A 7026-nucleotide genomic window follows, 5' to 3' on the forward strand; every position below is an offset into this window, starting at 1 on the left:
CTATCCTTGCTCTTCGCTGTGCTTATCTCAACGGTCAACTTTCAATTTGATGTATTTGCCAAAGTGAGATGCACCCAGTCAAATTTACGAGGAAGTGGTAGGATATCTCAAACGCAGTGCCAAAAAAGAGGCTGAATCTCAAAAGAACTCCAAAAGCCGTAGTCACCGCCTCAATTTCTATAATTAAATCTCTCCGTCCTTATAAATCAAGTCTTTTAGTCAATCTAAACTCATCTAGTTGAGAGCAAGATGCTATCTCGTCCGACTTACGAAAGCCCCTAGTGACAGCTTCGCGAAAGCCAGGCCAACCTATTGTTTTTAAACTCAGCCAGGAAGAAAATGTTATCCCATGCTAACCAATCTCCAAAAAACCCAACTTTCTGAACCGCCCCTTCCGCAATCACCTGAGAAAGCTTCTCCAACCAAAGTTTTGCGGTTGAATAAGTTTCCCCTCCGTACGGTTCTAATTATTCCCTTCATTATTCCTATCCTTGCTTCAACGGGGTTGGTAGGATGGCTGTCTTTTCGTAATGCACAGAAGGCGATCGATGACTTAGCGAAACAGTTAAATAGTGAGATTAGTAGCCGCATAGAACAACAGGTCTTGGCCTATCTAAACAAACCCTATGATGTATTACAAACCACTTATGCAGGCGTCCAAAGTGGCAATCTCAATCTCGACGAATTTGACGGATTGAGGCGCTATTTCTGGCAAGTGGTGCAAAGTGAATTGGCAAATTATCCCTCCTTTGGAAATGAACAGGGTGAGTTTGTCGGAGTTGAACGTTTGGAGAATGGAACTTTTCAGCTCAAAATAAGGACAAACGCCACCGCACCCGAGCGAGAAACATATGAGCTAGACGATGAGGGCAATCCAAAAAAATTCCTGAAAAGTTCAAAATATGATCCCCGGGAACGACCCTGGTATAAAGCCGCCAAGCAGGCTGGTAAATCCTCTTCGAGTCCCATTTTTCCAGCCTTCTCTCGCCAGAATACCTCTCTGGAGGTTGCGTCAGTCAAGCCCATTTACGACTCAAAGGGGCAGCTTTTGGGTGTTCTATGTATGAACATTACCTTGGTGCGAATCACTCAATTTATTGAAAAGCTATACATCAGCCCGAATGGCCAAAGTTTCATCATTGAGCGCTCAGGCGATTTAGTCGCTAGCTCAACCATTCCGCAGCCGTTTAAAGTAATTGGTCAGGAGAACGATCGCAAAATCGAGCGTATTCCGGCAGATAAAAGTTCAAATGCTACCCTGAAAGCGACTGCTCAGCATTTACTTGAACGTTTTGGTAACTTTAAGGCTATCAATGGCAGCAAACAGTTGAAAGCTCAGATTAATGGGGCCTGGCACTATATTCAAGTATTACCTATTCAAGATGGCCGGGGAATTGATTGGTTGGCAGTGGTCGTTGTTCCTGAAAACGACTTCATGGCTAGAATCAATGCCAACACACATACTACAATTCTACTGTGCTTGTTGACTTTTGCTGGAGGGACGGTGATTATAATTCTGACTGCTAGTTCAGTGACTCGTCCCATTCTTAAACTGACTAAAGCCTCAAAAGAAATTGCTGCTGGTAATCTCGACAAGCGAGTAGACATTACTAACTTTATTGAAATCAAGGAAATTGATACACTGGAAAATTCCTTCAACAGCATGGCATGGCAACTGAAGGAATCGTTTGAAACGTTAGAAGATAAAGTTAAAGAACGCACGGCGGAACTGGCAAGCGCCAATGACGAAATTATTACCCTCAACAAGAGACTTAAGGAAGACAATCTCCGCATGGGTGCTGAATTGGATATCGTGCGTCAAATGCAGCAAATGATTCTGCCCAATGCTTCTGAACTGGAAATTGAAGGACTTGATATTGCCGCATACATGGAGGCTGCCGATGAAGTCGGCGGCGACTACTATGATGTTTTAAACACCGATGGCGTTGTCACTCTTGGCATCGGCGATGTCACTGGACATGGACTCGAAAGTGGCATCCTGATGCTGATGGCGCAAACCGCCGTTCGTACCCTCAATGAGATCCGCGAACTAGATCCGGTGTTGTTTCTAGATGTAATCAACCGCACGCTCTACAAAAACGTCCAGCGGATGAACTCCGAGAAAAGTCTCACCCTAGCGATTTTAAATTACTCCGAAGGACAAGTCAGCATCAGTGGTCAGCATGAAGAAACAATCATTGTGCGAAACGGTGGACAGGTTGAGCGAATAGACACGATGGATTTAGGTTTTCCGATTGCTCTTGATGATGACATTGCTGAGTTCATCAGTCATATTTCAATGGAGCTACACCCAGGAGATGGTATAGTGCTATATACCGATGGTATTCCCGAAGCAAAAGACATTAACAAAAAACAATATGGCGTGGAGGCGATGTGTGAAGTCATTAGCCAAAACTGGCATTTGTCTGCTGAAGAAATCAAGCAAGCGGTGATTGACGATTTACGGCGATATATCGGCACTCAAAAAGTATTTGATGATATTACGCTGTTGGTTGTGAAGCGGACGAAATTAGGCGTAGAAGAAAAGTTACAGGCTCAAGCAGCCACATTGGTTTAGAGCGATCGCCAATACAAGAGAAAAAATAAACTTATGACATTAAACTGGAAATGGTCGTCGGGGCGCTCGCATTAACCGTCAAATTTACGAGGAGGTGGTGCGATTTCTCAAAGGCAGCCTCTCCACAGAGCCTGAATCTCAATAGAAACCCAAAGCTATAGTCAATGTCTAAATTCCTATGATTAAATATATCGGTTGCTTTTCAATAACAGCTAAAATTAGGATGTCCAATTTATTCTAAATTATGAGATTTACCAAGTTTTTTTATTTTTAATAAAACATCAGTATTTTTAGGATTTTCACTTAGAAGTCAGTGCCTGCGGAATTTAAATTCAGCGCTAACAACTTACAGTATGTGTGAAATCATATTTTGCATCAATGTCAAAAAAGGGATCGATCGCTCATCCCCCCAGCGATCGATCCCTTTTTTGACATTAGTGCTATCGTTCAATCAAAACTACTCACCCAAAGTCTTTCTACATAGCGTAAGGCGCGCCGAGGCGCACCCTACCCGATATATGCAAGGGTAATTCCTATTCTTATCCAAGCTTTTTCTGATCTCAAACAGCTTTGTTCTATTTTTTCTTTGAATCAGAAACATCAGCAATCAAATCGTCTTTATCAACTTTCGGTACAAAATCAGGGCGTTCTTTGGATTCCCAACCAGGGGGACGCTTGGAGTTATACCAGGCGATCGAGCCTATCGTAACTGCGGCAATAAAGCCAGCAACAAGAACTGCTATTGGAGTCGTCAAGCTGACACTTGATTCCGGCACGGGCTGCTGCATCAGCAGATCAATCATTACTCGCTTGATGGGTGCAACAAGAACAGCCATGGGAGTGGTCAAGCTGAGATCTATCATTAGGCTAAATCCTTATTTACTCTACTTTTACATTATCTTAAGTGCTAATGCCGTTTTGTTGATATATCTGAAGACAGAAAAAGTGACAGAATTGCCGTCATAATGGTTAGAGGTTGAAAATAGGAGAGCTGATTTTATGCCGTTGGGGACAATAGCATTGCTGTTGGCTGCCAGTTTCAGCCTGGGTGCTTTACCGCTAACGGGATGGGCGGTGCGAGTGTTTACCCGCCGAGATTTGAGGGTGCTGGGTACGGGGAATGTGGGCGTGTCTGCTGCTTTCATTCACGGGGGGAAATTAGCTGGAATTGCTGCGGTGTTGGCGGAAATTGCCAGGGGTATTGTACCGGTTTTGGCGGGGCGATTTTGTTTCCCCGATACACCTGCGATCGCACTTGCCCTGTTAATTCCGCTAGTTGCGGGCAGATATGCGATCGCCCGGGGTGGAGGCGTGACCAACGCTGTTTGGGGTCTTTTGGTATTTTCGCCGCCGATGGCTGTATCATCGGGCATTTGGGGGCTGCTGGTGTGGGGTTTGGCACAGCGGTGGTGGGGTGAGGGCGATCGGGCGAGACTCTTTGCTTCCCGTTGCGGGTGTCTGTGTACCCCAATCTGGGTTTTGGTGTGGCGACAATCTATGCCCGAATTTTTAGCAGCAGCAGGATTAGCTTTGTTGCTAGCAGCAATTAATCTCAGTCAGGGTGATGATAGGGCTTTATCTAAATCAGAGCAATTGTTTTCTCTAGATGACTCCTTAGATGCTGCAATTTGCGGCGATAAAGCTGCTAAATTGTCTCAACTGAAACGCGCAGGTTTTAACGTACCCGCTGGTTTTGTATTGTCATCGAAGGAAGAAGGAAGTTCGGCAACGGATTCTGTAACGGATGTAACGGATCGAAGTAAGAAGGAAGAAGTCCGACGGAAGAAGAAAGAAGGAAGAGGGGAAAAGAAAAATGCCGAGCATTTGTCAAGTATTGATGTTTTAATCCAAAATCTAAAATCCAAAATCCAAAATCGAATGATAGTCCGTTCTTCTGCTGCGGGAGAAGATGGCGATACCAGTTCCGCCGCCGGACAATATCAAACTATTGGCCCTGTTTTCACTGAAGCAGAATTGATCGACGGCATTAATCGCTGCCGCCAGTCTTATTGGACTTCCGAAGCTGTTGCTTACCGCCGCCAACGACAACTCCCCGATACCCAAATGGCTGTATTGATTCAGCCTTACATTGACAGCCAAGTTGCGGGAGTCATGTTCAGTCGCAATCCTTTAGATGGCGGTTCCCAAATTATTATTGAAGCTCTGCCGGGAGGTGCTGAATCTGTTGTCGGCGGACAAGTTACTCCGGTTCATTTGGAAATTGATTTTAGTACACCTGAAATTTTAGAAAAACAATTAAGCGGACTTGAAACTAATTCAATTATTGATAAACAAGTTATAGCAGAATTAGTCAAACAAGCGCAAGCTATCGAAGCATTTTTTCACGGAATTCCGCAGGATATTGAGTGGAGTTGGGACGGGGAAAAAGTTTGGATTTTGCAAAGCCGCCCAATTACTAATTTGCAGCCTTTTTGGACGCGAACTATTGCAGCCGAAGTGATTCCCGGTGCAATTCGTCCCCTAACCTGGTCGATTAATCGGCCGCTGACTTGCGGGGTTTGGGGAGAGATTTTTCAGGTGGTTTTGGGCGATCGCGCCAGTGGCTTAAACTTTAATGAAACGGCTACTTTGCTGGGTTCTCACGCCTATTTTAATGCGACTTTGTTGGGCGAAATCTTTCGGATGATGGGATTGCCGGAGCAGGGTTTGGAATTTTTGCTGAGAGGGCAAAAGATGGGCAAGCCACCTTTGGGGAAGATTTTGCCTTCTTTGCCGGGTTTGTGGCGTTTGGTGCAGCGGGAGAGGGCCCTGAATGCAGAATTTAAATGCGATCGCACTTCTATTTTCCTCCCGGCACTGCAAACTCTGGATCAGGAAGAAGGAAGTTCGGCAACGGATTATGTTACGGATGTAACGGATGTCAAGAAGTTCGGCAACGAGCAATGTACGGGATTTAACGGATTGATGTCGCAGAATGAGCGAGAAGACTATCAATATTTGTCAGACTTGTTGGAGAGATCGGAGCAAATTCAGGAGTGGCTGAAACCGATTACTTACTACAATATATTAGGGCCGATCGGGCTGGCTATTCGCAAGGCAATTTTTCGCGTTAATGATGATTTGCTGGCTAATGACAGCGCTCCTGAAATTGCTTCTGTGCGAGCTTTACAGCAGTTGACTAAGAAATTGCGGCAAGCTGCTGTTTCGCAGGCTGACGAAACTGTTTCAGTCGCAAATTTAGCACAGACCTTTGCGGAAACTCCGGCTTTACAAGCAGAATTTGAAAAGTGGCTTGATATTTACGGATATTTGAGCGAAGTGGGAACTGATATTGCTGTTCCTACTTGGCGAGAACAACCGGAAGTTTACCAAAAACTCCTAATAACTATGGCTCAAAAACCTGCCACCACTAATTTAGTCGAAAAGCGGAAATTAAGCTTGACTTTTTGGCAGAAGTGGCGGTTAGATAAATGTCAGGAAAGAGCGCTCGTCAAAAACGAAATTAGCGAAATTTACGCGCGGTTGTTGGCTCACCTACGCTGGACTTTTTTGGAGATTGAAGCTTGCGGATTGGCAATGCAGGTGTTTCAGGAAAGCGGGGATATTTTTTATCTGGAATTTGGGGAAATTCAGCAGTGGATTCGTAGCGGTGCGAGTGTTTGGTTTAAGGATACAATTAGGGAAAGGCGCGATCGCCTGGTAGCCGATCGCGATCGTGCGATTCCCCCCGTCGTCTACGGCAATTTGCTGCCAAATTCTCAGACAAGGGCGATCGAACTTGCAACATCCGCAACTAATATCATCCAGGGAATTCCAGCAAGTATTGGTCGTGTCGAAGGCTTTGTCAAGATTTGCCGCACCGCGAGTACGGATTTAGGAGAAAATGCGATCGCAGTAGTTCCTTACACCGATGCAGGTTGGGCACCCCTGCTATTAGGAGCAACAGCAATTATCGCCGAAGTTGGCGGCCAACTATCTCACGGAGCAATCATTGCTCGCGAGTACAAAATTCCCGCAGTTATGAATATTGCTGAAGCTACAACTCGCTTGCGGGACGGTCAAAAAGTACGAGTAGACGGGTATCTCGGCACTGTAGAATTGCTCGAATAATTAGCAACAGGCTTTCCTGCCTGTTCCACAAAGAGTTGATTTCTTGTGGAAAAGGCATCTTGCGGAACGGGCAAGATGCCTTTTCCACAATAAAATTGAGTTGTGTGGAACGGGCATCTTGCCCGTTCTTGAAAATGGTGAAAGATGTAAGCTCAAACCAATAATCTCGTAAACCCACCCCGACTTTCCTAAGCCTCTAAGAAATGCTGGACAACATAGTTCCCCACTTTTCTACCCGCACTCAAACCATTTTCGCGGTAGTTTAGCCTAAAAAATGATTGCAGCTAAAAGTAGCCGCCTTTAAATAGGGCTTGCTGAATATATCGATCGCACTTGAGGTAGCCTGGGTTTTGAGCGCGCGATCGAGAATAAAGTGC

At 45.2% G+C, this 7026-nt stretch carries 3 protein-coding genes; 2 read left to right on the plus strand and 1 reads right to left on the minus strand.

Features of this window, described 5'->3' with window-relative positions; all coding sequences use genetic code 11:
- Positions 1-349: 349 nt before the first annotated feature.
- Positions 350-2578, plus strand: coding sequence for a SpoIIE family protein phosphatase (locus tag QUA40_RS26910; RefSeq protein WP_333131549.1), 2229 nt, complete (start codon positions 350-352; stop codon positions 2576-2578).
- A 575-nt stretch (positions 2579-3153) separates the two neighbouring features.
- Here the strand turns inward: QUA40_RS26910 and psb35 are convergent.
- Positions 3154-3366, minus strand: coding sequence for a photosystem II assembly protein Psb35 (psb35, locus tag QUA40_RS26915; protein ID WP_333131553.1), 213 nt, complete (start codon positions 3364-3366; stop codon positions 3154-3156).
- Between the two features lie 211 nt (positions 3367-3577).
- Between psb35 and QUA40_RS26920 the strand changes: the two genes are divergently transcribed.
- A complete protein-coding gene (locus tag QUA40_RS26920; RefSeq protein ID WP_333131551.1) occupies positions 3578-6649 on the plus strand; it encodes a glycerol-3-phosphate acyltransferase in 3072 nt (1023 codons plus the stop codon).
- Positions 6650-7026: the final 377 nt, after the last annotated feature.

Origin of the sequence: Microcoleus sp. Pol11C3 (assembly GCF_036701485.1) — a bacterium.
Classification (GTDB): domain Bacteria; phylum Cyanobacteriota; class Cyanobacteriia; order Cyanobacteriales; family Microcoleaceae; genus Microcoleus.